Genomic DNA, 25,319 nt, shown 5'->3' on the forward strand with positions numbered 1-25,319 from the left:
ATTCCTTTGTTTACAAGTGATTTATCTTGTGGTCGCCTTGGAAATGATGAGGGAAATTCCCTGACCGCCTCCGATACAGAGTGAGCAGAGGCCTAGTTTTCCATTGCGTTTTTCTAGTTCGTGGATCAGCGTCACCAGGATGCGGCTACCGCTGGCACCGATAGGGTGTCCGAGTGCGATTGCACCTCCGTTGACGTTGACCTTATCTGCTGGGATGCCCAATTCCTTGACAACAGGAATGGACTGGGCAGCGAAGGCCTCATTGATTTCAAACAAATCAATGTCGTCCACTGTTTTTCCGAGTTTTTGTAGAGCTTTCTGGCTAGCTGGAATTGGTCCCAAGCCCATGTAGGCTGGGTCCAATCCGCTAGTCGCATAGGCCTCGATGAAGGCTAGAGGCTGGACATTCAACTCCTTAGCCTTCTCTTCTGACATGAGAACGAGAACTGCACAGCCGTCATTGATACCTGAGGCATTGGCAGCAGTCACCGTACCATCTTTTTTGAAAGAAGGGCGGAGTGTTGCTAATTTTTCAAGAGGTGTCAATCGTGGGTATTCATCTGTGTCAAATATGACTTCTCCCTTGCGGGTTTGAAGGCTAATTGGGACAATTTCATCTACGAATGTGCCTTGGGCGATAGCCTGAGCAGCTTTTTCTTGGCTGGCAAAGGTGAAGGCGTCCTGTTCTTCACGAGTGACCTGATACCGCTCTGCAACATTTTCAGCGGTAATGCCCATGTGGTAGCCCTCAAAAGCATCCGTCAGACCGTCGGTCAGCATAGAATCTTCTAATTCCAAGTGTCCGAATTTAGCACCGAATCGGCTGTGCTTTGACAGGTAGGGTGCTTGGCTCATGATTTCAATACCACCTGCAACGACGACGTCATTGTCGCCCAGCATGATAGACTGGGCTGCGAGCAAGACGGATTTGAGACCGGAACCGCAGACCTTATTAACCGAATAAGCAGAAGTTTCTTGCGGAAGTCCTGCTTTGACAGCAACTTGGCGGGCAATATTTTGCCCCTGACCAGCAGAAAGGACATTGCCAAAGATGACCTCGTCAATGCTCTCCGCTGGGATATTCTTTTTCTCTAGCGCCTGCTTGAGAACCTGGGCTCCCAAGTCGGCGATTTCTATATCTTTTAGACTACCTCCGAAACTGCCAATGGCAGAGCGGTAGGCAGACACGATAGCTACTTTATTCATGAGTACTCCGTGTTCATTATTATTGTTCAGTTCGCAAAGGATAAAAAAGTCCGGCATTTCTAGAGTGCGGAATCTCCTCTTGGATCTGTCGTGTTCAGCCTAACTATTATATCATGTTTTTGGCATAATGGATAAGAAGAAGGATAGGTCTGAGGGCTGAATTTTCAAGAAAAAATAATGAAAGCGTAAACAGCTTGTGGAAAAACTAGCATTTTTTACGCAATTCGTGTAAAATAGAGAAGTATAAGAGGGAAACCTCAAAATAAAAAGGAGAATCCATATAATGGTAAAATTGGTTTTTGCTCGCCATGGTGAGTCTGAATGGAACAAAGCTAACCTTTTCACTGGTTGGGCTGATGTTGATTTGTCTGACAAAGGTACACAACAAGCAATCGACGCTGGTAAATTGATCAAAGAAGCTGGTATCGAGTTTGACTTGGCCTTCACTTCAGTATTGAAACGTGCAATCAAGACAACAAACTTGGCTCTTGAAGCTGCAGATCAATTATGGGTACCAGTTGAAAAATCATGGCGTTTGAACGAACGTCACTACGGTGGTTTGACAGGTTTAAACAAAGCTGAAGCAGCTGCTGAATTTGGTGATGAGCAAGTGCACATCTGGCGTCGTTCTTATGATACTTTGCCACCAGAAATGGCCAAAGATCATGAGCATTCAGCACACACTGACCGTCGTTATGCTCACCTTGATGGCTCAGTTATCCCAGATGCTGAAAACTTAAAAGTAACGCTTGAGCGCGCTCTTCCATTCTGGGAAGACAAGATTGCTCCAGCCTTGAAAGATGGCAAAAATGTCTTCGTAGGTGCACACGGTAACTCTATCCGTGCCCTTGTAAAACACATCAAGCAACTGTCTGACGATGAAATCATGGATGTGGAAATCCCTAACTTCCCACCACTTGTGTTCGAATTGGACGAAAACCTCAACATCGTGAAAGAGTACTACTTGGAAGCGTAATTGGTTGGACACCTGGACTTCGGTCTAGGTGTTTTTTGATGCTCGGATAGAATTATCACAACTTATAACTATGTTTGTATGACAACTGAATTCGTATATCAATAAATTATCAAGTGGATATATTCACAAAATGCTTGTGATTAAAATCATTCAATGAAAGACTATTTTTGTAAGCGCTTTAATATGGATGATGTAGGTTTAGGAGGATGCATCAAAAGTGAAAACAATATAATTAATATAATAAAAAATAGAGGTCTATGTTAAATGAATAAATTTTCAAAGCAACTATTTGATAAGCGGCAACGTTTTTCTATCCGACGTTTTACTGTCGGTGTGGCTTCGGTTGCGATTGGTCGGACAGAAAATGCTCACTTTGATGTGCACAATCTTTTGCCAACCACAAGTTATCGATTCCGTGTGACAGCCCGTAATCCACTAGGTTCTTCAGAAGTATATGAGGTTCTCGAAACCAATACAATTGCTAAAAATCCAAGCTTGAAAGTAGCAATTGTCAATGCAACTGCAAGCACGGCTGAACAAGCAAACGAACCATTAACCAATCTTTACGATGGTGATGATAATACACTTTACCATAGTGATTGGAACAATAATCGTGCTGTTCCGTCAAGTCTAGTTATTGATTTGGGAGAAAGTACAGCTGTCGATCACCTAATTTATCGTGCTCGCGATAATGCTGGTAATGGAAATATTACTGGATTGAGCCTTGAAATTAGTCAAGATGGATTCAGCAATGAAGCAGAACTTCAAGCAGGTACAGACTATGCAGATCCAGCTTCTTACCCAATTGCTGAAGACGAATTGGTAACGGAAAAAGGGGAACCGGCTTATCACTATCTGCCAGCCTTTGAGTTTAAAGTACCAGCTGCACCTGTTACTACTTCAACAGTAGCTAGTCCAGAACCGGTTTCAACTTCTGAACTCTCAGTTCCAACTGGGTCAGTAAGTCCAGCTTCAGCAACTCAATCAGAATCTGCTAGCTTGCCAAATACCGGAGATAGTCAATCAGGCTTTTCTCTCATTGGTCTTACAGCTCTGGGTCTTCTAGGATTTGCAGCTCGCAAAAGAAAATATAGTTGATAGGGAGTGTTCATGACCATTGGTCTCAGGGGCAATAGGAATTGAGCATCAACTATATAAGGTGGACCGTCCTTGTGATGGTCCACTTTTCATATCAGATATCAGATTTTTCATGTATTCTATGATAGAATTTAAGTATCAAATAAAAGGAGTCTAACATGGCAAGTAAAAAAATGTTGCACGCTTGTTTGCGTGTTGAAAACTTAGAAGCTTCTCAAAAGTTCTACGAAGAAGCCTTTGGATTTAAAGAAACCCGTCGTAAGGATTATCCGGACCACAAGTTTACCTTGGTGTATTTGGCACTTCCAGGTGATGAGTTTGAGATTGAATTGACTTATAATTACGATCATGGTCCTTATGTGGTTGGGGATGGTTTTTCACACCTGGCTCTCTCTTCAGATAATTTGGAAGGGGACAATGCTAAGCACAAGGCGCTTGGCTATCCAACGACAGACCTCAGTGGACTACCAGGCAATCCAGGACGATACTATTTTGTAACGGATCCAGATGGCTACCGTGTGGAAGTTATCCGCGCAGACTAAGAGATGAAAAGGAGTCGAAAAAGTTCGGCTCTTTTTATTTTATGTAACTGTTTTCAGAAACCGAATATTGATTGAAAAAAAGTCGTTTTTATACTATGATAGTTATATATATCTATGAAAGAGATTTACTTGTATGAGAAAACAAAATGTTGCGCTGTTGGTTGTCAATAGCATTCTTTTTTTAGTGTGCCTTGGCATGTTGGTCTTTGCTTATGGAAAATACCAGGAACAGGCCTTGAGAGATGACGTCAAACAGCTAAAATTAAACTATTCCAAGGAAAGCAATGTCTATCGTCAGGCTGGGAAAATCGGTTCAGAATTTGTTCAAGTTGCCATTCCAGAAGATGAAGCTGGGAATCCGATTTCAGTGATTCAGAAGGAGGTCCTAGCACTGGTGAAAAAGCAATTCGGCCAGGAAGGGCCTCAATCTAGAACGACAGGACTGCATTTTTTCAGTGTGGATAAGGAAAACTCTGAGTACAAAGACATCATAGCTTATCGGATTCGAACAAGGCCTTACAAGGTACGGGGAACCAAGTTGGTTTCTCAGAAAAAACAGGATGTGGAGCAGATTTTACTGACAGCGGAGCAAGAGGTCTTTAGTTTGAAACATTTGGTTGAGGACCAGGGAGTTTTTCGTGCCATTGTCTCATCTCACCTGCAGAGAGAATTGGCTAGTCAAGGCATGGAGCAGGCAGAAATCGACCAGCTTCTCCAGAAATTTGGCCAGGAAGATGTGGAAAATCTATCCTTCAGCTACCGAGAGAGTCAGTTTCTGTTAAACCTGCCAGAAGGCTATCAAGTGGATATCCTAGCCATTTCCATCTCAGAGCTCTATGATTGCTTGTCCGGCCATCATTTGACAGTCACAGATCAGGAAAACTACGACAAGTACCAAAAGGAAAAAGAAGAATTGGCCAATCAAAAACGGATTGCTCTGACCTTTGACGACGGTCCCAACCGCCAGACGACACCAAAGATTTTGGATATTTTGAAGAAATACAATGTTAAGGCAACATTCTTTATTTTAGGGAAAAATATTGCTGGTAATGAGGATATTATCCAGCGAATGGTGGCAGAAGGTCATGAAATTGGTAACCATACCTGGAACCATCCGAAGTTAACAGGCATCAGTCCAGAGGCTGTTCAGTCAGAAGTTGGTGACACCCAGGCTGCTCTGGAAAAGATTCTGGGCTACAAGCCCAAGCTCATGCGGCCACCGTACGGAGCAGTCAATCAAGCGACCATGAATGTCATTAATATGCCCATTATCTATTGGTCAGTGGATTCCAATGACTGGTCCAGCCGGAATCCTGCGGTCATTCTGGAAACCATTAAGGCCAATACGATTCCTGGATCTATCATTTTGCTCCACGATATCCATCCTACCAGTGTAGAAAGTGTCGAACCAACGCTCCAGTATTTTGCGAGCCAAGGTTTCAAGTTGGTGACTTCTAGTGAATTACTGGGGCAAGAACTCAATCCTCAATTGATTTATTACAATCAATTTGATGCCGGACCCGGCGCTTAAATAAGATTATATTTAACCTATGTTCACCATGAGCATAGGTTTTTCTTTGCCCAGAACCCAAGGATTTTCCGTAGGGAAAAGGAAAAGTTTGGTCTTGGAAACCGTTTACAAATCCAGTATGTTAAGAGTATACTTTTAGTAAGAGTAAAATGGAGGATGATGCCTATGGTCAAACTCGTAACAATAGGTGGTGGCTCAAGCTATACACCGGAACTGGTAGAAGGAATGATTCTAAGACATACCGAAGTACCTATCAAAGAATGGTGGTTTGTGGACATCGAAGATGGCCGAGAAAAATTGGAAATCGTGGTAGAACTTGCCAAACGCATGGTCAAAAAAGCTGGTCTTGACTGGGAAATTCATGCGACCTTGGATAGGAGAAGCGCTCTGAAAAATGCAGATTTTGTGACCTCTCAATTTCGGGTCGGTCAATTGCAGGCGCGATACTTGGATGAAACCATTCCTCTCAGTCATGGATTTTTAGGTCAAGAGACTAATGGAGCTGGAGGTATTTTTAAGGCTCTGCGGACCATTCAAGCCTATAAGAGCATCATTGCTGATATGAAAGAGCTCTGTCCAGATGCCTGGCTGATTAACTTTACGAATCCTGCTGGCATGGTGACGGAGGCTATTGTCAATTACCTGGGGTGGGAAAAGGTGATAGGTCTATGCAATATTCCGATTGGGCAAAAGAAAGCTGCCGCAGAGGTGCTTGGTCTTCAGGAATCTGAGGTTATGACCCGCCATATCGGTTTGAATCATTTTCATTTTCATCAGGTTTGGGACCGTTTTGGAAAAAATCGGACCATGGAAGTGATGGAGAAACTCTATGGAAATCAGGCAAGCCGTCCAGCAGATGCGGTGAAAAATATCAGTAATCTGGAATTTTCAATTGACTTACTTCGGACAATTGGCCTGCTGCCGTGTGACTATCACCGCTATTATTTTTTGGAAAAGGAGATGTTGGATGATGCCCTCCAGCAATACCAGACTGGGCGGGTGCGTGCCGCAGTGGTCCAAGAGGTAGAAAAGGAACTGTTCCAGCTCTACGCCGACCCTCATTTACAAGAAAAGCCCAAGCAGTTGGAGAAACGGGGCGGAGCTTATTACAGCGATATTGCCTGCCAGTTGATTGTGGCCATTTACAATGACAGCCACCAGGAGTTAACCGTTTCGACGGTCAATCGGGGTGTGATTCCCTATCTACCAGAAAATTGTGTTGTGGAGGTGACTGCTATTATTACAGCTCATGGGGCTATTCCGCTCGGCTGTCCGCCAAGTCCACCTCTGGTGACTGCTTATTTGAAGCTGATGAAGGAGATGGAATTAGCAACGGTAGAAGCTGCGGTGACAGGTGATTATGACTTGCTCTTGCAAGCCTTCTATCTCAATCCCTTGATTGCCAACGGGCCTAAAGCAGAAGAACTATTAAAAGACCTATTGCTTGCACATACGGATTATTTACCGCAATTTGCATCCAGCATTGAAGCCATCCAAGCAGAAAGGAAAGTATAATGACAGAACAAAGGACATTTTATCAATTTCCAGAAGGATTTCTCTGGGGTTCATCCACCTCTGGTCCACAGAGTGAGGGGATAGAGCCAGGTGACGGAAAGGGCTTGAACAACTGGGATTACTGGTTTGGGATTGAGCCGGAGCGTTTCCATGGGCAGATTGGTCCGGATGTGACCTCCACTTTTTATAAAAACTATCAGACCGATATTGAGCTTTTGAAAGAAACGGGGCATACGATTTTTCGGCCATCTATCCAGTGGTCACGTTTAATCCCGGACGGTGTCGGTCAGGTCAATCCAAGGGCTGTGGAATTTTACCGGGATGTTTTTCAGCAGGTCAATGCCTTGGGTGTCAAGTTGCTGGTCAATCTCTATCATTTTGACCTACCTTATGCTTTGCAGGAAAAAGGAGGATGGGAATCCAAGGAAACGGTTTGGGCCTATGAAGCCTACGCTCGGAAATGTTTTGAATTATTTGGGGATTTGGTTGACCACTGGGTGACCTTCAATGAGCCGATTGTGCCGGTAGAGTGTGGCTATTTGGGCTCCTACCATTATCCCTGTAAAGTTGATGCTAAGGCTGCAGTAGCGGTGGCTTACCATACTCAATTAGCCAGCTCCTTGGCAGTCAAGGCCTGTCATGAATTGCATCCAGACCATCAGATTTCTATTGTGCTCAATCTGACTCCTGCCTACCCAAGGAGTGACAGTCCTGAAGACCAGAAAGCTGCCCGCATTGCCGAACTTTTCCAGACCAAGAGCTTTTTGGATCCGTCTGTATTGGGGGCCTACCCAGAAGAATTGGTAGCCATTATCGATGAATACGGGCTCAGACCAGATGTTACAGAAGAGGAACTTGCTATCATCAGGGAAAATACGGTTGATTTCCTTGGAGTCAACTACTATCAGCCTCTCCGAGTACAGGCTCCGAAAGTAATCTTTGAGGAGGGTGACTTGTTGACGACGGAACATTTCTTTGCCTCTTATGATATGCCTGGCAAGAAAATCAACCCTCACCGTGGCTGGGAAATCTATGAACGCGGCCTTTATGACATTGCCATGAATTTGAAAAAGGACTATGGCAATATCGTTTGGCTGGTCACGGAAAACGGCATGGGCGTGGAAGGAGAAGAGGCCTTCAAAGAGGATGGCTATATTCAGGATGATTATCGGATTGAATTTATTCAAGACCATTTGATTGAGCTACATCGAGCCATTCAAGAAGGCGCCAATTGTAAGGGTTACATGCTTTGGACCTTTATTGACTGCTGGTCTTGGTTAAATGCTTATAAAAATAGATATGGCTTGGTTGAGCTGGATTTGAGCACTCAAAAGAGAATCATCAAAAAATCAGGTTATTGGTTTAAGGAAGTCAGTCAAGCCAACGGCTTTAGTAGGTAGGAGGGGGAATATGACAAACTTTGGATTTTCAATCTATCCGGAGCGACATGGCTTGGAGAAATGTCAGAGCTACATCGATTTGATGGAACGATATGGTGCAAGGAGGATTTTTATCAGCTTGCTCCAGATTAGGCCAGATAATTCCGAGGTGTTTGACCTGTATCGTTCAGTTATTTCCTATGCCAACCAAAAGGGGATGCTAGTGATTGCAGATATCAGTCCAGGCTTCATTGAATCCTGTGGTTGGAAAGATTCCCTTATTGAAAAAGCGCATGCATTCGGAGTTGCAGGGATTCGCTTGGATGAAGCTCTGCCCTTGGAAGAAATTGTTTCTCTGACACAAAATCCTTATCAGCTGAAAATTGAGTTGAACATGAGTACAGATAAGAGATTATTGACAAATCTCTTGCAAGCAGGAGCTAATAGAGAGAATATAATTGCCTGTCATAATTTTTATCCCCATGAATATACGGCACTTTCGGAAGATTACTTTCTCGAAATGTCAGAGTTTTATAGACAAGAGGGGATTACATCGGCAGCCTTTGTCTCCTCGCAGACTGCAACAGAGGGCCCATGGCCCTTGTCTGAAGGGTTACCAACTCTAGAAGAACACCGTCATCAAGAATTAGCTCGTCAAATTGCGTGGATAAAAGCGACTGGTTTGATTGATTGGGTATTGATTTCCAATCAGTTCGTGATAGAAGAAGAATTAGAGTCTATTCAAGAGGTGCTCGATGAAGATGTTCTGACTTTCAGAGTGCAATTGGCAGAACACGTGACCGATATTGAGAGAGAGATTATTGATTTTAGTCACAATTATCGTGGGGATATCTCTGCTTATGTTATTCGTTCAACCATGCCACGAATTGTATATAAAGATAACTCTATTCCTGCTCAGACAGATGGATATCGCAAGGTAGAAGCCGGAACTGTCATCATTGATAATGACCTCTACGGTCGCTACAAAGGAGAACTCCACATTGTCATTAAGGAACTGGAGCTATCCACTAAGGCAAATATCGTTGGAACCATACATCCTGAGGATTGGCCGTTGGTTTCCTTTTTGAAGCCATGGCAGGCCTTTCGCTTAAAAGTAGTTTAGTCGCAATCTTTCATCAATGCTAAGGAAAAAAGAAGAATAGTCAATTTCTTGTGTGTATGTTATTATAAATCTATAGAGCTACAGGGCTTTTGAATACAGATTTTAAGTTTGGAAAGGAGGACGAGATGCTATCAAAAAAGGAGATTCGATTATTAGAATTTCTAATCGACCATCCAGATGATTACGTTTCTAGTTTGGAAATTGCTCAGCAGCTGCATATTAGCGACCGTACGGCTAGAACCTATCTGAAGCAGTTAACGGCTTCGCTACAAAATAGCGGGAGTCAATTGCTATCAAAGCCTGGTCTCGGTTATCATCTGCAAGTGGATGATTCTCGTGCATTTGAAACCTTTTGGCAATCCTCCCTTTCTTCCAAAAGGCAGCTGACCAATCTTCATTCGGTGGAAGAAGCTGTGGACAGGCAGAGATTTGTGCTCAATAAGCTCTTGTTTGAAGGACAGTCGCCAACATTGGCGGAATTGGAAAGGGACTTATTTATCAGTAAAACAACCCTGCACTCGGTGATTGTTGATATCCGAAACCTATTGTCATCCTACGATATCGAATTAAATATGACAAAAGCAGGTTTAGAAATCACTGGTAAAGAGACGGCGATTCGGCATTTTATCATGGATTATTTTTTCAGCGAACAGCTAGGGAAAACCTTATATGGACTCGTTGAGAATAACCTCCTTCCATCCATCAATTTCACAGAAATTATGAGGATTGTGATTGATGAATGTCGGGATGCAAGTCTTCGTCTATCAGATTTTGTATTGCAAAATTTGGTCCTTCATATCGCCCTGATGTTGCAGCGGATGCGGGCTGGCTCTGCAATTGAACGCTTTCCCATTTCAGAACAAATTAGTCGCTCTAAGGAATATCAGGTTGCCCAAAAAATTCTCAGGAAAATTGAAGGAGCCTTTGACCTATTGATTCCTGAGGAAGAAGCAAATTATATTGCCCTTCATTTGAAGGTTAAGCTGACGGAAAATCTGGCCAAAATAGACCAGGCAGAAGTGGCCTTGAGACAGCAAATTCAAGATAGTTTGCTCCATTTGTCTCGTAAGATCGGTTTAGAACTTTCTGCCGATCAGCAGTTGTTTAAAGGAATTCTAGCCCACATGTTACCCCTAAAAATCCGACTGGAAAATGGGATTGTCTTGGATAATCCATTGACGGAGGAGATTCGTAGGGATTATGCGGAAGTCTTTGACCTCACAAAGGAGGTCTTTGGACAAATGCCCCTCTTTCAAGGTTATAAAGTTTCAGATGATGAATGGGCTTATCTTTCCCTGCACTTGATGGCGGCAGTTGAACGGTACAATCCACAGCGAAAGACAAAGGTATTGGTCGTTTGCTCAACAGGTGTCGGTAGTGCCTTGATGTTGAAAAATCGGCTGGAGAAAGAATTTTCTTCAAGTATAGAAATTGTAGATGTGGTCAGCTATTACGAGGTGACCGAGGAGCGATTGTCTGATATTGAGTTGATTATCTCATCTGTCAGTCTATCCAATCTTATCTTTATGACACCGGTTATCACGGTTTCCGTTTTTCTATCCGGAGAGGATGTCGCAAAGATAAAGCAACATTTGCAACAAGGTTTGACCTTTTCGATGGGTGAGGAACATGGGGAAAATATGGACCATGCTCAAGCGCGTCAGATTGCTGAGGCGGTCTTTGGACCGAGTCGGATTGTGGTAGTCGATGAAAATAGGGAACGAATGACCCTGTTGGAAGAGTTGACAATGAAGCTGAATGAAGCTAGTCAGCCAGGTTTTGTAGAAATATTTTTAGACCAGGTTCATCTGCGGGAGACCTATAGCTCTGTAGTATTTGAAGAAACGTTGGCCTTCCCTCATCCTGCGGTAGCAATGAGCTATTCAGAACAGATTGTAGTAGGTATTTCTAAAGAAGGTATCCGTTGGGGTGAGGAGGGAATCGTTCATTTTGTATTCTTACTATCCCCTTCAACGGGGCGAAATTCTCACATAAAATATATATCCCCCTGTCTGGTCGAGTTTGTCAAAGACAAAGACCTACAAAAACGGTTGTTGAACAATCCAACCTATGATGAATTAGTAACTATTTTTATTCCCTTAATACAAAAACAGAAATAGGAGGAAAAGATAATGAAAAACATTATGTTAGTATGTAATGCAGGTATGTCAACAAGTATGTTGGTAACTAAGATGCAAAAAGCAGCAGAGGAAAAAGGTCTTGAAGCTACTATTTGGGCGGTTCCTGTTTCTGAAGCTGATTCCGAAGTGGCTCAAAAGGAAATTGATGTTCTCTTATTAGGACCACAGGTCAAATTCCTCTTGAATGAATACAAAGGAAAATTTGAGCCAGGTATCAAGGTGGATTCCATCAATATGATGGACTATGGTGTTATGAATGGTGCTAATGTTTTAGATGCCGCGCTAAAGTTAATGGGAGAATAATATGAATTCTTCAGGCAATTTAGAATCCATTATGGGTTTAATCATGTATGGTGGTGATGCCAAAGGCTTGGCTGTCCAAGCCATTCAGGCTGCTAAAAAAGGCGAATTTACAGATGCGCATGCAAAGCTTGAACAGGCCAATGATTCCTTGAATATTGCCCACAAGTCACAAACAAGTCTGTTGGCTCAGGAAGCAGGTGGACAATCTGTTGAGGTATCCTTGCTCATGGTGCATGGTCAAGACCATCTGATGAATGCCATTACCTTCATTGATATGGCCAAAGAGATTGTTAGTTTGTACGAACGATTGGACAGCTAAACAATGCTACAGAGCCATCTGCGGGTATATAGAAAGGAGGAGGAATGGAAATCACAAAAACTTATCCGGTTTCTATTGATCGACTTTTCGAGGCGATAGTGACGTCCTTAAAAGAAGATTATCGACAAAATACTTGTGAGGAGCCGGCGGAAGTTGACTTGGTAGCTGGCTTAACCTACCAAAAACGATTTGGCGAGAAACATCAGCATAGTGTCCAAGTCACCCTGCTGGAGTTGGCCAGTCCATCCCTCTATTCTGTTCGATTCTCATCTAATCGAGGCAAGGAAACGATGACCTATCAATTGACTCCTGTAGATAAGGGACATACCAGTATTCAGTATTCTTATGGAGTGGAAGCTGCGGATTTTTTTACCAAGGCTAATTATTTCCTGATGGAAAAATTGATGGCAAAAAGTCTAGAACGGCAGACAGAGGCACAATTAGATGCCTTGGTTCGTTATGCCACACAAGAAGCCGGATAATATTTTTCAGAAATCAAATCATTTGCCCACTAGTTTCATAGAGGTAGGTTTTCTGCAAAAGACTATTTTTAGGAATGAATCATGATTTGATTTTCTTTGTTAACAAATTTGTCACAAAACCGTTTAAAGCGGAAGAAAAAAATAAAAAGGAGACAGATTATGTCAAATATTTCTGATAAGTTTATGGAAATATCTGGGAAAATCGGCTCGCAAAGGCATTTAGTTGCGATTCGAGATTCCTTTATTTCTATGATGCCAGTTACCATGGCCGGTTCAGTAGCAGTCTTGCTCAATGTTTTTCTGAGGGACATCCCAAATAATATGGGGTGGACTGGCTTTGCAGAGGCTATGCAACCACTGATAAATGTCAATGGTTATGTCTATTTTGGTACCATTGGTATAATGGCCCTCGTTTTCTCATTTGCCTTAGGCTACAATTTGTCTAATATGCACAAGGTCAACCCTTTGGCAGGTGGTTTGATTTCCTTTGCTTCCTTTATTTCTACTATGCCACAGAGCTTGACAATCTCCACAGCTCTCGATGGACTAGATAATTCAGTTATAACAGCTTTGAAAGACTTGGGGCTGACAATAGCAACAAATGATGGTGCATCTGTACTTGAAACAAGTGAATGGGGAGCCATTGCTTTGAAATATGCGGGAGCTACCGGTCTTTTCACCGCCCTCTTCATTGGCTTCCTATCAACATTTGTCTATGCCAGTCTGGTAAAACGGAATATTACTATCAAGTTACCAGATACAGTACCGCCTGCGGTAAACAAAGCCTTTGTAGCCATCATCCCTGGTACAGCAGCTATTTACGCATCTTCAATCTTGGCTTATGCAGTCTACGCTGCGACTGGTCAAGCCTTGAGTGATGTGATTTCAACCTATATCCAGATGCCATTGATGGGTCTATCTCAAGGTATTGGCTCAGTTATTTTGCTTACCTTCTTGGTTCAGCTTTTCTGGTTCTTTGGCTTACATGGTCACAACGTTTTGGCACCAGTTATGGATGGTATCTACGGGGTTGCCCTCAATGAGAATACTGCCGTTTATGAAGCGACAAGAAGCGCGGCAGACTTACCATGGTTATGGACTCGTGGTTCCTTTGATGCCTACGCTCAAATGGGTGGTTCAGGGGTTACATTGGCGCTCATCCTCGCCATCTTCATTTTCTCTAAACGAGAAGAATATAAAACAGTAGCTCGTCTTTCAACACCAATGGGAATCTTTAATATCAACGAACCAATCACATTTGGTATTCCAATGGTACTGAACCCACTCTTTGTTATTCCATGGTTGATTGTACCGCCTGTTTGTGCAACAATTGCCTATCTAGCGACCTCTATGGGCTTGATTCCGCCTGTCTTCTTAGCGGTTCCATGGATTACACCTCCAGGCTTGTATGCTTACTTGGCAACTGGTGGTAATGTGATGGCAGCCCTTGTATCACTCTTCAACCTCTTCATTGCCTTCCTGATCTGGACACCGTTTGTTATTTCAGCAAACAAGGTGAAGGCTGGAACAGAATAATGTTTAAGAAAAATAAACATCCATTTTTGCTCTCGGTTGGTTTCTTTCTCATTGCAGTGAGTCCACTGTATGGCAATCCCTATCTGAACATCGTTGCAGGATTAAGCCTGATATTAATCAGCATTCTGTGGAAATAACCAAAACTCCCTAGCTTCAATCTGGCTAGGGAGTAACTGTTTATTATAGCTTAGTTCTTAGACCTTATACAATTCCTGTTGTTTTAGGATGACTTCTTGCACTTGGGCGTATTTTTTCAACTGTTTGAGCTCGCTTGGGCTGGATACCAGGGTGATAACCAAGCCCTCCTTGCCCATACGACCGGTACGACCTGCTCGGTGGGTATAGGCCTCCTGGTCAAAGGGAACCTCGAAGTTGAGGACGCATTCCAGATTATCGATGTCAATCCCACGCGCTACCATATCTGTAGCCAGCAAGAGGTTGATTTCATGGTTTTTGAACCGCTTGATGATAACCTTGCGGAACTTGACATTGACATCAGATGCCAGCGAAACAGCATTGGCACCGTTGTAGAGCAACTTATCCTCGCTAGCACCCAGGTCCGATAGGCTGTTGAAGAAGGCAAGGGCTCGGAAATCAGGGATATTGGCAAACTTGCGAAGGACTTCCAGACGATTTCGCTTGTCCACCATCATGTAGCAATGCTGGATATTGTCCAATTTCTTCTCGGAAAGGTCCAAGGTCAGCACATCAGGACCAATCTTTTCCCGGTTAAACTTGGCTGTCGCACTCATATAGACCAACTGGTGGTCCCGAGGGACGTAGTTGATAATTTTTTCCACGAAATGGTACTGGGAATCGCTAAAAAGCTGGTCAAATTCATCCAGGATAATGGTGTTAACATTCATTATCTTGATTTTTTTCAGCTTGATGAGCTCAAAAATCCGACCGGGCGTTCCGATAAGGATTTCAGGTCCTTTTTTCAGTCGCTCAATCTGGCGCTTTTGACTGGAGCCAGACAAAAAGAGCTGGGCAGTGAGGCCGATCGTCTCCGACCAGGTCTTGCAGACATCAAAAATTTGTCCAGCTAGTTCTGTATTTGGTGCTAAAATCAGCAATTGTTGGGCTTTTTTGGGCGTCAAGGCCAGCAAACTAGGCCAGAGATAGGCCAGGGTCTTGCCGGTGCCTGTTGGGCTGACAGCCAGCAGGGACTGTCCATTTTTGATAGGCTCGAAAGCCTGAGTTTGAACCGGAGTGAAGTCTTCAAATCCGGCCTGTGTCAGCTGGTCCAGCCAGCTAGTTGGGAAGTTGGTTTTCATATCGTATCCGCCTTAAAGGTGATTCCTGCGTCCTTGCGCATGGTGTAAAGGGTTTGGTGGACGGCCTGGGCCACATCCAGCCACTGGTCCGCCAGTTCATGGTTTTGCTCCCGGATGACCCGAGCAAAGTTGACCGCCTCCTCCAGCATGGGGTGCGGAGCTACTTGGACAGGCAGGGCAATTTGGCTACCGTCGTGTTTTTTGAAAATAGCAGAGCTGATCCGTTGGCAACCATCCAGGACCAAGGTGCCATCCGCTGTATAGATTTCGCTTGGCAGGTCACTGGTCACATTTTTTCCAGCCTGAATGGTCACGAAGAAGTCATCATAAATGAGTTGTCCACTACCGTTCAAATCCAAGCTGGACGGCAATTGCTGGGCTGTGTAGCGAGCAGACTTGGGAGTGCCAATCAAGCCGATAGCCGCATAGAGAGTATAGACACCCAAATCCATGAGGGCCCCACCTGAAAAATCTGTCGAGAAGATATTGGGTGTCTGGCCCGCCAGCAACTCAGGCATTTTTGATGAATACTTGGCATAGCCAAAGTAGCCACCCAAAATAGTCTGATCAGCCAGGAAGTCACGAATAATGGCAAATGCCTCTTCCTGGTAATTACGGGCCGCTTCAAAGAGAAAGATACCTTTTTCCTTGGCTATTTGTCTCAGCCTAGCCAATTCATCAGGCCGTGATACCATGGTTTTTTCGACAATGGCATGTTTACCAGTCTCCAGCACGGCCTTGGCCTGTTCAAAATGAAGGGAATTGGGACTGGCGATATAAACCAGGTCCAAGTCCGATGCCAGAAACTCTTGCATACCTGTGTATAAAATTACATTTTCATAAGGAGCAGAAAAATTTCTGGCGGTCTCAATATTTCTAGACAGGACGGCGCTTAGTTGATAGGCTTGACTTTTTTGGGCCGCTTTAATAAATTCATGAGAAATGGATGAAGTTCCAATAATTCCAAATTTAAGCATAAAATCTCATTTCTTTATGTGTTATTCTTTTCATTATAGCACGTTTCGTGTTAAAATAGTATTGATAAGAGAAGGAGTTGATATGACACAGAAACCGATTATTATTGGCGTAACAGGTGGATCGGGCGGCGGCAAGACCAGTGTGTCTCGCGCGATCTTGGATAATTTTCCTGATGCACGAATTTCAATGATTGAACATGATTCTTACTATAAGAATCAATCTCACCTGACATTTGAAGAACGTATCTTAACCAATTACGACCATCCACTGGCTTTTGACACAGATCTCATGATTTATCATATAGGAGAATTGTTAGCAGGTCGAGCAGTGGACATTCCGATTTATGACTATACCCAACACACTCGTTCTGACAAAACCTATCGTCAAGACCCTCAAGATGTCTTTATTGTAGAAGGAATCTTGGTGCTTGAGGATCAGCGTCTTCGCGATTTGATGGATATTAAAATTTTTGTGGATACAGACGATGACATTCGCATTATTCGTCGGATCAAGAGAGACATGTTAGAACGCGGGCGGAGTTTGGATAGTATTATTGATCAATACACCTCGGTAGTGAAACCTATGTATCACCAATTTATCGAGCCAACCAAACGTTATGCGGACATTGTCATCCCTGAAGGGGTTTCCAATGTCGTGGCTATTGACTTGATAAATACCAAGGTGGAGAGTATTTTGAGAGAGCGTGGTTAAGATGCCGAAGCAGAGAGTGTTGCCCAATATCATTTTGGGGATTATGGCTTCCAGTGATAGTATGGTAACAGGAAAACAAATAACAGAGTTCGTCCAGCGTGATTTGGGAGAATTTTGGCAAGTAGCCCATAGTCAAGTCTATCCAGAGTTGAAGCGGATGACCAGCGACCAATGGATTACCTGTCATCCAGTACCTGGTAACGATAAGGAAAAGCAGTATGCGATGACCGAAGAGGGAATGAAAATCTTAGATGAGTGGTTGTCTGTCCCAAATGAAGACACACCACAGCAGAAAGATATTTTCTCCTTGAAATTGTTCTTCATTCGCAACCGCAATGATAAACGGATTCCAGTTTTATTGGAAGGCCAGATTGAGCTGGTTGACAAGCATTTGCGCCATCTAGAAGATCGGAAAAATCACCTGTTTTCTGATAAGGAAGCGATTCGCGAGAATTTCGGAAGATACTTGATTCTAAATCGAGCAATTGCTCGAAATCGTGCCCAACTGAATTGGTTGCAGGATACTTTAGACGATATCTAAAAGACGGTTCAGATTTTCTGAATCGTTTTTTTTCTTGTCTCTATCAGTATAGTATGGTAAAGTTGAAGTAGTAATGCTCTGTGAAAATCATCTTCGATGTCAATCCAACTCGATGAATAAGAGCTTGGGCAGGATTGACCGTCGGCCAGATTGAATTTTATTGAGCGAAAGTAGAAAGAGAGAAAAATGGACAGTAAACAAGTTGTGGCCATGCTGTTGTTAGTGTGGAACCTGGTTGTCTTTCTGACTTACGGTATGGACAAGGGCAAGGCCAGAAAGGGTGCCTATCGGATTTCTGAAAAGACTCTGCTTTTGATGTCTTACCTGGGCGGTGGTCTGGGTGCCTGGGCAGGTGGCAATCGTTTCCGTCACAAGACCCAAAAATGGTATTTTAAATTGGCTTGGACAGTTGGGGTCCTGATTGACCTGGCTATCCTCTTGTGGGTGATGAAGTAGGCGCAAGCCTTTTTCTTTTTTACTTGGAACTATAAATGTTCTTCATTCTGTGCTATAATAATTCTATGAAAAATCAAGAAAAAATCGCACAGTATCAACTCTTGCTGGCTCAATTGGAAGCCCTCCTCGACGGAGAAACCAATGCGCTAGCTAATTTGTCCAATGCCTCGGCTCTGCTCAATCAAGCTTTGCCTCAATCTGTCTTTACAGGTTTTTACTTGTATGACGGGCAGGAATTGATTTTGGGGCCATTTCAGGGTGGCGTATCCTGCGTTCACATTGCCCTTGGAAAGGGTGTCTGTGGGGAATCGGCAGAGAAACGTCAGACCATTATCGTAGACGATGTCCGGACCCACACTAACTACATCTCCTGCGATGCGGCAGCCATGTCCGAAATCGTGGTGCCTATGGTGAAAAACAGTCAGCTCTTGGGCGTTTTGGACTTGGATTCCAGACTTGTTGCGGATTATGATGCCATTGACCAAGAATACCTTGAGAAATTTGTCGCCCTCCTAGTGGACAAGACAAATTGGAATTTTGCTATGTTTGGAGAAAAGCGCTAATGTATCAAGCCTTATATCGGAAATACCGGAGCCAGACCTTTGAGGAAATGGTTGGGCAGGAAGTTGTGGCGACCACGCTTAAGCAGGCCATCGAACAGGAAAAAATCAGCCATGCCTACCTTTTCTCAGGCCCTCGGGGAACAGGAAAAACCTCTGCTGCTAAAATTTTTGCCAAGGCCATGAACTGTCCCAACCAAGTCAATGGCGAGCCTTGCAATGACTGCTATATCTGTCGGGCTATTACCGAAGGAAGTCTGGAGGATGTGATTGAGATTGACGCGGCATCCAATAATGGTGTCGATGAAATTCGTGATATTCGGGACAAATCGACCTACGCACCTAGCCTTGCGACCTATAAGGTCTATATCATCGACGAGGTGCACATGCTGTCGACTGGGGCCTTTAATGCCCTCTTGAAAACCTTGGAAGAACCGACTGAAAATGTGGTCTTTATCCTTGCAACGACGGAGTTGCACAAAATTCCAGCGACCATTTTGTCTCGGGTTCAACGGTTTGAATTTAAGTCTATCAAGGTGACCGACATTCAGGGGCATCTGGCGGCAATTTTGACCAAGGAAGGTCTTGCCTTTGACAGCCAAGCTCTGACTGTCATTGCCCGTCGGGCAGAAGGTGGGATGCGGGATGCCCTGTCAATCCTCGATCAGGCTCTCAGTCTCAGTCCCAATCAAGAAATCACCCTGGCTATCGCTGAGGAAATCACAGGCTCTATCAGTTTGAAGGCGCTGGATGATTATGTGACCAGCCTTCGTCAAGCAGATAGCCTAGGGGCCCTCAGTCACTTACAGACCTTGTTCGACCAAGGCAAGAGTATGAGCCGGTTTGCGACGGACTTGCTCCATTATCTGCGGGACATGCTCGTGGTTCAGACCGGTGGTGAGGATACGCACTTAACCGTAGGTTTTACGGAAAATTTGGCCCTGCCTCAAGCGCGGATTTTTGCCATGATTGAGCAAGTGACCAAGGGATTGAGCGATATTAAGACCAGTCCCCAACCCAAGATTTACGCAGAGATGATGACCATTCGATTGGCTGAGGACGGTTCGTCTTTTGGAGCAATGGCAGAGCTACCAGACGATTTGGTCCAGCAATTGACCAAGCTCCAGCAGCAGGTGGCAGACTTGCAGCAACAATTGGCTAATTTATCTAGCCAGCCTGTCCAAGTCAAGCCGGTTTCCCGCAAGCCACAGGCACCTAAGAAATACAAATTAGACACCAGTAAGGTTCATGCTATTTTGCAAGAGGCCATGGAAAATCCAGCTCAGGCGCGTGAAAATTTGACCCGCCTACAAAATACTTGGGGAGAGATTATCGAGAGCTTGTCCGGTGCAGACCGTGCCTTGCTAGTCGGTTCACAGCCGGTTGCGGCCAATGAAAATCACGCAATTTTAGCCTTTGAGTCCCCGCTTAATGCTGAACAAACCATGAAACGGGACAATCTCAATACCATGTTTGGCAATATTCTCAGCAAGGCTGCCGGATTTTCACCGCAAATCTTGGCCATCGCCCACGAAGATTGGTTGTCCATTCGGGCGGAATTTTCAGCCAAAGCCAAAGGAGCCAAGGCGCAAACTGTTGAGAAAGAAGAAAGCCCAGTGCCAGAGGAATTTGGATTTTTGGCAGACACAGTGGAAATTGTGGAGGATTAGAACTTCTCTGCTATATAAAAAAATCAATCAAGGCAGTCTTTCATTTTGTTGCCGTGATTGATTTTTGTTTCTTCTTACGATTTGGTTTTTACAAGTTTATCGTTTTCCATGATAAAGGGCTGAGCAGTTTCTTGGCTGTAGTCCACGGCATACTTGTCTAGTAAGTAAGAGTAGACAGCCTCCTTGTTCTTGAATTTCCAGGCTTGGTAGGGTTCTTGGAAGGAAAGTTTTTCGACGAAAAGGGCGCCTTCTTCATCTTCAACCATGACACCCACGTGACCGATGAAGAGGTTATTGCCATCCAAATCATCGTGCATAACGAAGGATACCATTTTGGTCTTATCTAAAAATGAAATGGTGGATAGCTGTTCTTACATTTTTTGGGCATGAATGAACCGTGACATCTTTTGTTGCCTGGGTTAGAATAGCGCTATAAAAATTGGTTGACATCCTCTTCTGGCAAGGTTGCTTCAAGCCGTTTTTTGACCTCGGTTAGACTGGATTTGTCCACCAGATTGGATACTTGTGGCTCAGACGATAGAGTGGTTTGGCATCCAGCCAAGATTAGAAAACTTGTAAGCATAAGTGCAAGAATTTTTTTTCACATTGCTTTCCTCCCTGAAAACTTCTTCTTCTAGCATGGTTCATTTGGCTGTTTTTAGCAAGACAGATATTAAAAATTCAATGTCGGGCTGTGCAAATTGGAGATTTTTGACATGAAAGATGTTTGTGACACAAAAATCAGCCATTGGCTGAATTTTTTGCTATAATCTATTGTATGAGACTATCACATTTTCTATTTTTAGCATTGACTACGATTTTAGCGACTTATTTTATGAATGCCTCGATTTTGGCTGGGGATTTTTTGATTGCGGGCATCTATGCCTTTATCGTCATCCGCAACCTTCATTTTGCCTATAAGGTTACGCAATGCATACGCCTCTTTAATGGTCCGTCCAAGAAGAAAGGCTGATTTCTCCGCTAGAAATCATTTTGGCCTTGCCATTGTCTAGTTGAATGACCAGGTTTCCAGTATCGGTAACGGCGATGGCTGTGCCCTTGAAAGTCACATTATTTTCGACAAAGCTCACTTGTTGGCCAACGACAAGTGACTTTTCTTTATAGAGGGCAATCAATTCCCGCTCATCTGTGTGGAAGAAGGCCTGCCAGATGGCTGTGATGAGTTGATTGCGGGTAAAGGGTGGTTGGTCCTCAAAGAGATTTCCTGCTGTTTCTTTCAACTCTTTTGGAAAATCATCAATATGCACGTTGATGCCAACGCCGATGATGACGTCTGTAATGGTCTGACTTTCCATGGAAGAAATGGCTTCGGTCAGGATGCCAGCGACTTTTTTCTTGCCCAGATAAATATCATTGACCCACTTGATTTGCACGTCCAAGTCGCTCAATTCTTGGATAGCTTTCACAACCGCGGCTGCCACCAAGATGGTGTAGGGCTTGAATTCCAAGAAGGGAACATTGGGCGATAGTCTGAGAGACATATAGATGCCACCGGATTTTGAGGCGTAAAATGGGCGCCCGAACCGACCCTTGGCCTTGTTTTGATGGGGAGCCAGATAGAGGGCAGGGCTGGGGTGACCGTTTTCGATACCTTGTTTGGCGTCCAATTGGGTAGAGTCGCTATCGGCCTTGATGTAGACAGGAATCTGCAAGGTCTTAGCAATCACATCCGGCAAGAGCAAATCGCCTTCCACCAGCTTGTAACCTCGATTGCGGGCAGCCTCGATGGTCAATCCATGCATTTCCAGCTGGCGAATAGCTTTCCAAACCGAAGTCCGAGAGACCCCCAATTCTTGAGCAATTTCTTCACCGCTGATATAATCCTGTCGCTCGACCAAAAGAAGATAAATTTTTTGATAGGTTTTCATGATTTCATTATAGCAAAATAAATGGCTAAAAGTGGTATAATAGTCTTACAAACAGGAGGTTTCCATGCAAACAGTAGATTATATTGTAAAATTAACCAATACACCGTCGCCAACGGGCTTTACGACGGACATTATGAACTATATCAAGAGCGAGGTCGAGTCCTTCGGCTATCAGGCGACCAAGACTGCTAAAGGCGGTATTCTGGTTTCGGTGCTGGGGGAAAGTGACCAACAACACCGCATTGTCACTGCTCATCTGGACACACTCGGAGCAATGGTTCGGGCCATTAAACCAGACGGTCGGATTAAAATGGATTTGGTGGGAGGATTTGGCTACCCTTCTATTGAAGGTGAAAACTGCCTGATTCACTGTGCGAAAAACGGCAAGGTCTTTACGGGGACCATTCTCATGCACCAGACTTCTGTCCATGTCTACCGCGATGCCAATACCGCTGAGCGCAATCAGACCAATATGGAAATCCGACTGGACGAAAAAGTAAGCTCTGCGGATGAGACGCGCGCTTTGGGTATTGAAGTCGGAGATTTCATTTCCTTCGATCCGCGTACGGTGGTTACAGCGACTGGCTTTATCAAGAGCCGTCATTTGGATGACAAGGTTTCGGCAGCCATTCTCATCAACCTGCTCAAGACCTACAAGGAAGAGGGTATCACCCTGCCTTATACCACCCATTTTTATTTTTCAAATAATGAAGAAATTGGCTACGGTGCCAATTCTAGCCTGCCAGATAAGGTTGTAGAATACCTAGCGGTTGATATGGGGGCGATGGGAGACGACCAGCAGACGGATGAATACACGGTTTCTATCTGTGTCAAAGATGGCTCCGGTCCTTATCATTATGAACTGCGTCAGCACCTCGTTTCCTTGGCTGAGAAGGAAAACATTCCTTACAAATTAGACATTTATCCTTACTATGGTTCAGATGCTTCTGCGGCTATGCGAGCAGGTGCAGATGTCAAACACGCCCTGCTGGGTGCAGGAATTGAGTCTAGCCATTCCTACGAGCGTACCCATTTGGACTCTGTGCAGGCGACTGAGCATATGGTCGATGCCTATCTCAAATCGCACATGGTAGATTAACATGAGTGAAACACGTTTTTTACAGCTTTTTAATGACTTGGATAAAATCTTGCGCAAGGTCTGCAAGGTTCCAGATGGTGAATACGCCGATGTAGCATCCATGCTTGCCAAGGCCAAGGAACTCAGCCCTCACAACCCAGTCGAGGCCAACTGGGACAAGCTCTATGTAGCTCGTCAGCTCCGTAATCTCTTGGTCCATGAAAATCGCACAAATTTGCAGGAGGTGGCCCAGCCTTCGCAGGAGTTGATTGCGGTTTTGGAAAAGGTCATCGCCCAGTATCAAGAACCCATGACGATTGGTAACTTTTTGCGCCAGATTGAGAAAGTCAAGCCCGTTACCTTTGAAGGCTCTGACAAGCTGATTAAGGCCTTGGAAGTAGTGGACAGGGAGCATTTTTCAAAATTTCCTATCTTCGCTCAAAATACCTATCAAGGCTTGGTTTCGGACAAGGGATTGACTAACTGGCTTGCCAAGGCTAGCAAGGAGACGGGCTCTATCCGAGAAAAATTGGAGCGTGCCAGCCTAGCGGATGTCCTAGCCTGTGAAGATGACAGTATTCGCGTGGTGCAAGTCTCTGCCAAAACCAGCCTTTATGAAGTGATGAGCCAATTTGAAAGCCGCAAGCGGACGACCATCTTGGTCAGTCGCCAAGGTCATGGCAATATTCAGTCTCCAGAAGATCTGATTGGCATTATCACGGCGCAGGATTTGGCGGAAATTTACCGGCTATTGGATGAATAGAAAGGATAAGTTATGTCAACAAATCGTCTAGCTTGGGATGAATATTTTGCGGCGCAGGCGCTTTTGATTGCCAATCGTGCTACCTGCAAGCGTGCCAAGGTCGGTGCGGTCTTGGTCAAGGACAATAAAGTAATTGCGACAGGCTATAATGGTTCGGTTTCTGGTACAGAGCATTGTTTGGATCAAGAATGCCTGATGATTGACGGTCACTGTGCCCGAACCCTCCACGCAGAAGTCAATGCGATTTTGCAAGGAGCAGAGCGAGGTATCCCCAAAGGATTTACTGCCTATGTGACACATTTCCCCTGCCTGAATTGCTCCAAACAGCTCCTGCAAGTGGGCTGCAAACGAGTGGTTTATATCAATGAGTACCGTATGGACGACTATGCCCACTATCTCTACAAGGAGAAGGGTTGTGAACTGGTTCATCTGCCATTAGAAGACGTCAAACAGGCCATTCAAGATGCAGAATTTATATAGAAGAGGAAGAGTTTGTAGACAAAGTCTCCTTTCGGACTTTCCTGAGGTGATGTCGGACGGTAGTAAACTTTCTTGTTTCTGGGTTTACTCCTCAAACAGTCTCCCAGACTGTTTGAGCTACCTACGGAATTCCATACCTAGTCATTGAGACTAAGGTCTCAAACGCTCCGAGCAGTGAGAAAGTTTCACTTTCTTGATTTCCCACCTTAGACAGTCTCCCAGACTGTCTGAGCACAGCGGAAAGTCTCGGTTTAGACTCGCTCAGCTCGCAAAATAAATCAAATTTAATTTTTTCTTAGCAGAGCTAATCAGTTTATTTACTTAGAGTATAGTCTGTCTACGTTCTGAGAGTTGTAAGGATGCAACTCTTTTTTTACGATTTATTTGTTAAAAAGGTCACGTTTTGTTGAGAAATGTGCTATACTAGAGGGGTTATTAAGTCCCGAAAAGGCAGTCTGAACACTGGTTAATGATTTGTAGCAATGTAAATCATCTTACTTGCTCGATTTCAAAGAAATCTCGCAAAGAACCAGTCGTTTACGACTGGTTCTTTGTAACTTTTTAACCCGCTAAGAAAATTTCTGTCGCAAGCTCCGTATTTTCTACGGAAGCCACTATCCTGCGGTCTTCCTAAGCGGCTTACTAACTTCTCCAAGAAAATAATATCGATTTTCTCGGATTCGTGTCGTAACCCGCTAAGAAAATTTCTGTCGCAAGCTCCGTATTTTCTACGGAAGCCACTATCCTGCGGTCTTCCTAAGCGGC

Annotated in this window: 28 protein-coding genes; 21 read left to right on the forward strand and 7 right to left on the reverse strand. The window is 44.2% G+C overall.

Annotated features, from left to right (window positions below):
* Nucleotides 1-21: 21 nt before the first annotated feature.
* Complete coding sequence (locus ACHBIE_RS03740; RefSeq protein WP_394732739.1) at nt 22-1,206, reverse strand: acetyl-CoA C-acetyltransferase; 1,185 nt, start codon at nt 1,204-1,206, stop codon at nt 22-24.
* A 283-nt stretch (nt 1,207-1,489) separates the two neighbouring features.
* Here ACHBIE_RS03740 and ACHBIE_RS03745 point away from each other — a divergent pair, with 283 nt between their 5' ends.
* The 12 genes from ACHBIE_RS03745 (at nt 1,490) to ACHBIE_RS03800 (ending at nt 14,151) form a co-directional block, all read left to right on the forward strand.
* Nucleotides 1,490-2,182 carry a phosphoglycerate mutase gene (locus ACHBIE_RS03745; RefSeq protein ID WP_394732740.1) on the forward strand — a complete coding sequence of 231 codons (693 nt, stop codon included), beginning with the start codon at nt 1,490-1,492 and terminating at the stop codon, nt 2,180-2,182.
* Between the two features lie 264 nt (nt 2,183-2,446).
* Nucleotides 2,447-3,280, forward strand: a complete 834-nt coding sequence (locus ACHBIE_RS03750; protein WP_394732741.1) for a discoidin domain-containing protein — start codon at nt 2,447-2,449, stop codon at nt 3,278-3,280.
* 158 nt (nt 3,281-3,438) lie between these two features.
* Nucleotides 3,439-3,822 (forward strand): VOC family protein, encoded by a 384-nt coding sequence (locus tag ACHBIE_RS03755; RefSeq protein WP_105123463.1) that lies wholly within the window; start codon nt 3,439-3,441, stop codon nt 3,820-3,822.
* A gap of 133 nt (nt 3,823-3,955) precedes the next feature.
* Nucleotides 3,956-5,353: a polysaccharide deacetylase family protein gene (locus ACHBIE_RS03760; RefSeq protein ID WP_394732742.1), complete on the forward strand. Its 1,398-nt coding sequence runs from the start codon at nt 3,956-3,958 to the stop codon at nt 5,351-5,353.
* A 156-nt stretch (nt 5,354-5,509) separates the two neighbouring features.
* Nucleotides 5,510-6,868 (forward strand): 6-phospho-beta-glucosidase, encoded by a 1,359-nt coding sequence (locus ACHBIE_RS03765; protein WP_394732743.1) that lies wholly within the window; start codon nt 5,510-5,512, stop codon nt 6,866-6,868.
* Nucleotides 6,868-8,268: a glycoside hydrolase family 1 protein gene (locus tag ACHBIE_RS03770; RefSeq protein ID WP_394719130.1), complete on the forward strand. Its 1,401-nt coding sequence runs from the start codon at nt 6,868-6,870 to the stop codon at nt 8,266-8,268. Before ACHBIE_RS03765 ends, ACHBIE_RS03770 begins: the two co-directional genes overlap by 1 nt.
* A gap of 10 nt (nt 8,269-8,278) precedes the next feature.
* Nucleotides 8,279-9,370 (forward strand): DUF871 domain-containing protein, encoded by a 1,092-nt coding sequence (locus ACHBIE_RS03775; protein WP_394732744.1) that lies wholly within the window; start codon nt 8,279-8,281, stop codon nt 9,368-9,370.
* A gap of 125 nt (nt 9,371-9,495) precedes the next feature.
* A complete protein-coding gene (locus ACHBIE_RS03780; RefSeq protein ID WP_394719134.1) occupies nt 9,496-11,490 on the forward strand; it encodes a BglG family transcription antiterminator in 1,995 nt (664 codons plus the stop codon).
* Between the two features lie 12 nt (nt 11,491-11,502).
* Nucleotides 11,503-11,814, forward strand: coding sequence for a PTS sugar transporter subunit IIB (locus tag ACHBIE_RS03785; RefSeq protein ID WP_105111254.1), 312 nt, complete (start codon nt 11,503-11,505; stop codon nt 11,812-11,814).
* A gap of 1 nt (nt 11,815) precedes the next feature.
* Complete coding sequence (locus tag ACHBIE_RS03790) at nt 11,816-12,133, forward strand: PTS lactose/cellobiose transporter subunit IIA (protein WP_394732745.1); 318 nt, start codon at nt 11,816-11,818, stop codon at nt 12,131-12,133.
* A 44-nt stretch (nt 12,134-12,177) separates the two neighbouring features.
* Nucleotides 12,178-12,615, forward strand: a complete 438-nt coding sequence (locus ACHBIE_RS03795) for a DUF3284 domain-containing protein (protein ID WP_394719137.1) — start codon at nt 12,178-12,180, stop codon at nt 12,613-12,615.
* Nucleotides 12,616-12,774: 159 nt separating this feature from the next.
* Nucleotides 12,775-14,151 (forward strand): PTS sugar transporter subunit IIC, encoded by a 1,377-nt coding sequence (locus ACHBIE_RS03800; RefSeq protein ID WP_105111257.1) that lies wholly within the window; start codon nt 12,775-12,777, stop codon nt 14,149-14,151.
* A gap of 194 nt (nt 14,152-14,345) precedes the next feature.
* On the opposite strand, the gene ACHBIE_RS03805 is transcribed toward ACHBIE_RS03800, so the two are convergent.
* Both ACHBIE_RS03805 and ACHBIE_RS03810 read right to left on the reverse strand, forming a co-directional pair.
* The gene (locus ACHBIE_RS03805; protein ID WP_105123471.1) at nt 14,346-15,428 is read right to left on the reverse strand and encodes a DEAD/DEAH box helicase; all 1,083 of its coding nucleotides are present in this window, start codon (nt 15,426-15,428) and stop codon (nt 14,346-14,348) included.
* Nucleotides 15,425-16,405: a Gfo/Idh/MocA family protein gene (locus tag ACHBIE_RS03810; RefSeq protein ID WP_394732746.1), complete on the reverse strand. Its 981-nt coding sequence runs from the start codon at nt 16,403-16,405 to the stop codon at nt 15,425-15,427. The genes ACHBIE_RS03805 and ACHBIE_RS03810 overlap by 4 nt, the downstream gene beginning before the upstream one ends.
* 82 nt (nt 16,406-16,487) lie before the next feature.
* Here ACHBIE_RS03810 and udk point away from each other — a divergent pair, with 82 nt between their 5' ends.
* The 5 genes from udk to dnaX all read left to right on the forward strand — a co-directional run bounded on the left by udk (nt 16,488) and on the right by dnaX (nt 20,344).
* Nucleotides 16,488-17,117 (forward strand): uridine kinase, encoded by a 630-nt coding sequence (gene udk / locus ACHBIE_RS03815; RefSeq protein WP_105123473.1) that lies wholly within the window; start codon nt 16,488-16,490, stop codon nt 17,115-17,117.
* Between the two features lies 1 nt (nt 17,118).
* Nucleotides 17,119-17,658, forward strand: a complete 540-nt coding sequence (locus ACHBIE_RS03820) for a PadR family transcriptional regulator (protein ID WP_105111261.1) — start codon at nt 17,119-17,121, stop codon at nt 17,656-17,658.
* A 186-nt stretch (nt 17,659-17,844) separates the two neighbouring features.
* Nucleotides 17,845-18,114, forward strand: coding sequence for a DUF1294 domain-containing protein (locus ACHBIE_RS03825; RefSeq protein ID WP_105111262.1), 270 nt, complete (start codon nt 17,845-17,847; stop codon nt 18,112-18,114).
* Nucleotides 18,115-18,179: 65 nt separating this feature from the next.
* Nucleotides 18,180-18,677 carry a GAF domain-containing protein gene (locus tag ACHBIE_RS03830; protein WP_318831016.1) on the forward strand — a complete coding sequence of 166 codons (498 nt, stop codon included), beginning with the start codon at nt 18,180-18,182 and terminating at the stop codon, nt 18,675-18,677.
* The gene (dnaX, locus tag ACHBIE_RS03835; RefSeq protein ID WP_394732747.1) at nt 18,677-20,344 is read left to right on the forward strand and encodes a DNA polymerase III subunit gamma/tau; all 1,668 of its coding nucleotides are present in this window, start codon (nt 18,677-18,679) and stop codon (nt 20,342-20,344) included. Before ACHBIE_RS03830 ends, dnaX begins: the two co-directional genes overlap by 1 nt.
* Nucleotides 20,345-20,418: 74 nt before the next feature.
* On the opposite strand, the gene ACHBIE_RS03840 is transcribed toward dnaX, so the two are convergent.
* The gene (locus ACHBIE_RS03840; RefSeq protein ID WP_394732756.1) at nt 20,419-20,700 is read right to left on the reverse strand and encodes a DUF4300 family protein; all 282 of its coding nucleotides are present in this window, start codon (nt 20,698-20,700) and stop codon (nt 20,419-20,421) included.
* A 74-nt stretch (nt 20,701-20,774) separates the two neighbouring features.
* On the reverse strand, nt 20,775-20,927 hold the full coding sequence (locus ACHBIE_RS03845; RefSeq protein WP_394732748.1) for a hypothetical protein: 153 nt from the start codon (nt 20,925-20,927) through the stop codon (nt 20,775-20,777).
* Nucleotides 20,928-21,122: 195 nt separating this feature from the next.
* Between ACHBIE_RS03845 and ACHBIE_RS03850 the strand changes: the two genes are divergently transcribed.
* Nucleotides 21,123-21,317: a DUF3272 family protein gene (locus tag ACHBIE_RS03850; RefSeq protein ID WP_394732749.1), complete on the forward strand. Its 195-nt coding sequence runs from the start codon at nt 21,123-21,125 to the stop codon at nt 21,315-21,317.
* Here the strand turns inward: ACHBIE_RS03850 and birA are convergent.
* Nucleotides 21,289-22,233, reverse strand: coding sequence for a bifunctional biotin--[acetyl-CoA-carboxylase] ligase/biotin operon repressor BirA (gene birA, locus ACHBIE_RS03855; protein ID WP_394732750.1), 945 nt, complete (start codon nt 22,231-22,233; stop codon nt 21,289-21,291). The genes ACHBIE_RS03850 and birA overlap by 29 nt on opposite strands.
* A 64-nt stretch (nt 22,234-22,297) precedes the next feature.
* On the opposite strand from birA, the gene ACHBIE_RS03860 reads away from it, so the two are divergent.
* Genes ACHBIE_RS03860 through ACHBIE_RS03870 form a run of 3 tightly spaced genes read left to right on the forward strand, consistent with a single transcriptional unit; the run spans nt 22,298 to nt 24,554 of the window.
* Nucleotides 22,298-23,332, forward strand: coding sequence for a M42 family metallopeptidase (locus ACHBIE_RS03860; RefSeq protein WP_105123478.1), 1,035 nt, complete (start codon nt 22,298-22,300; stop codon nt 23,330-23,332).
* Between the two features lies 1 nt (nt 23,333).
* Nucleotides 23,334-24,074 (forward strand): CBS domain-containing protein, encoded by a 741-nt coding sequence (locus ACHBIE_RS03865; RefSeq protein WP_105123479.1) that lies wholly within the window; start codon nt 23,334-23,336, stop codon nt 24,072-24,074.
* A 12-nt stretch (nt 24,075-24,086) separates the two neighbouring features.
* On the forward strand, nt 24,087-24,554 hold the full coding sequence (locus ACHBIE_RS03870; RefSeq protein ID WP_105111269.1) for a cytidine/deoxycytidylate deaminase family protein: 468 nt from the start codon (nt 24,087-24,089) through the stop codon (nt 24,552-24,554).
* Between the two features lie 508 nt (nt 24,555-25,062).
* Here ACHBIE_RS03870 and ACHBIE_RS03875 read toward each other — a convergent pair.
* Nucleotides 25,063-25,319: hypothetical protein (locus ACHBIE_RS03875; protein ID WP_394732751.1), on the reverse strand; the 257-nt coding region annotated here is incomplete at its 5' end.

The organism is Streptococcus sp. A23, assembly GCF_043674155.1.
Taxonomy (GTDB): domain Bacteria; phylum Bacillota; class Bacilli; order Lactobacillales; family Streptococcaceae; genus Streptococcus; species Streptococcus suis_V.